This window comes from Micromonospora sp. NPDC049799 (assembly GCF_040656655.1).
Taxonomy (GTDB): domain Bacteria; phylum Actinomycetota; class Actinomycetes; order Mycobacteriales; family Micromonosporaceae; genus Micromonospora.
In genome coordinates this window covers 1-1956 of record NZ_JBFAMU010000725.1, presented here as the reverse complement: position 1 = coordinate 1956, position 1956 = coordinate 1, and the positions used below count along the sequence as shown (strand labels likewise).

Below are 1956 nucleotides of genomic sequence, written 5' to 3'. Positions count from 1 at the left end.
GGCCCCGTTGATCGCGCCGTCCTCGCCGACGTCGCCCAGCCGGCCGTCGGCGTGCTGCCGGGTGACCGCCGCGTGGGCCAGCAGCACCACCAGCTCGTCGTGGCCGAGGTCGAGCAGCGCCTGCGCGGCCATCCCCTGCTCCCAGGACTGCCGCTGCATGGCGAGCAGCGCCGCCAGCACCCGGGTGGTCGCGTCCTTGGTGTCCATCGCCGCTTCCTCAGCCCACCGGTTCACCCACCGGCCGATCCACGACGCCCGGATCGTCGGGCGCCGGTCCCCGGCCCACCCGGTCCAGGACCCGGTCGACACCGACGAACACCAGGCCGAGCACCCAGAAGGCGACCGCGAAGAGCACCGCGCTGATCCCGACGCCGTCGTAACCCAGCTCGCCCGCGTCGATGAAGGGGTACGGATAGCGGTCCACCACCAGTCCCCGGACCAGCGCGAACCCCAGGTAGCTGAGGGGGAAGGCCAGCCACCACGCCGCGTACCTCGGGCGGAGGCGGCCCCGCCGGTCGAACAGCGCCCAGTCCGCCACCGCGAGCAGCGGCACCACCGTGTGCAGGAACTGGTTGCCCAGCGCCTCACCGAGCGCGCGGTCCGGTTGCGGCATCGCGAACGGGCTGGCGGGGTTGGCCAGCACCAGGTGGTAGACCACGCCGGTGATGGTGATGTAGAGGGTCACCGCGCCCTTGAGCGCCGACGGCGGCTCCGGGCGGTCCCGCCAGGCCAGCCAACAGGCGTACCCGGCGAAGAGGCCCACGGCGACGTTGCTCTGGATGGTGAAGTAGGGCAGCAGGCCGGTGACCGTGGCCGGCCCGAGCGCGGTGAGGACGATCCCGGCCACCACGCTGATGACGACCGCCAGGCGGAACACGACCGCCGCACGTCGACGCCGCAGACTCATCGGGGCAAGCTACCAGCAGTCCGCCGCCGGGGTCACCGGCCCCGGATCGCAGCCCTGCTCACCAGCCCAGCGTGCCGGGCGCGCCCTTGAACGGGCCGGTGACGTCGCTGGTGATCCAGCCACCGTAGAAGTCGCCGGGTTGGACCTCGACCCGCTCCCCGTCGACCCGGCACTCGTCCACCCAGCCCGGGTAGAAGGCCAGGGCACCGGCGAGTGCCGCGTACGGCTCGGTCGGCCGCTCGTACGACCAGGCGGCCTCGCGCACCCGGACGTCGCCGACCACCAGGTCCCAGTAGGTGGCCTCGCCCTTCCACTCGCAGAACGTCCGTCGGGACGTCGGCTCCAGCGTCGCCCCGGTGACCTCGTCACGCGGCACGTAGTAGACCGGCGGGTGGGAGGTCTCCAGGACCCGCCAGCAGCGGTCGCTGGCGACCATCGTCACTCCGGCGTGCCGCACGTCGATGCGCCGGCCCGTGCGCTCCAGCCGCGGCGGTCGGGGATAGTCCCAGACGGATTCCACGCTCCCACGCTACCGGCGGGCGCGGCGGAGACCCCGCTCAGCCGCCGGTCGAGCCGGTCGGTCTGCTCGGCGTCCGCGGGGCGGTGGCAGGTGTGGCCCGGTCGGTGCCCGGCGCGGTCGGGTCGGTGCCACCCGCGGTCGGACGGCCGGTCGTCGGCGACGACGGCTTCCTGGTCGGCGTTGCGGGCTGTCCCGTCTCCGGGGTGGTCGGGCGGACCGTGGGCTGGTTGCCCGGGGGTGACGTGGGTGTTCCGCGTGGCGTGCCCGGCGAGGCGGGCAGCACCCGGTCGCAGTAGCCAGCCACCCGGTCGCGCCCGCCGGCGGCGTTGACCAGGTCTCCGAAGACCGGGTTGTCCAGCGTCCGGCCGGGGTTCTCCCCGGCGTCCGCGCGGTACGCCGTGCAGAGTCCCACCACGGAGGCGGGCGGCTCCGGAGTCCCGTTCGTGCCGGGCGACATGGCGGGCCCCTGGCCCGGACCGCCGGGCGCGGCGGTGGCGTCCGGGGCGGCGGAGGACGGTGTCACGGTCGG

General features: G+C 74.6%; 2 protein-coding genes and 2 pseudogenes. All 4 read right to left on the bottom strand.

Annotation, left to right across the window (positions count from 1 at the left end; genetic code table 11):
* A pseudogene (locus AB0I76_RS28785) lies at positions 1 to 207 on the bottom strand (glycosyl hydrolase family 88); the annotation flags it as partial.
* Positions 208 to 217: 10 nt separating this feature from the next.
* A complete protein-coding gene (locus AB0I76_RS28780) occupies positions 218 to 907 on the bottom strand; it encodes a Pr6Pr family membrane protein (protein WP_357041952.1) in 690 nt (229 codons plus the stop codon).
* 58 nt (positions 908 to 965) lie between these two features.
* Complete coding sequence (locus AB0I76_RS28775; RefSeq protein ID WP_357041949.1) at positions 966 to 1427, bottom strand: DUF427 domain-containing protein; 462 nt, start codon at positions 1425 to 1427, stop codon at positions 966 to 968.
* A 37-nt stretch (positions 1428 to 1464) separates the two neighbouring features.
* Positions 1465 to 1956: pseudogene (locus tag AB0I76_RS28770) on the bottom strand (hypothetical protein); the annotation flags it as partial.

Excerpts from the sequence above, each read along its gene's own strand:
- AB0I76_RS28780 (WP_357041952.1), bottom strand. The coding sequence starts at position 907 with ATGAGTCTGCGGCGTCGACGTGCGGCGGTCGTGTTCCGCCTGGCGGTC.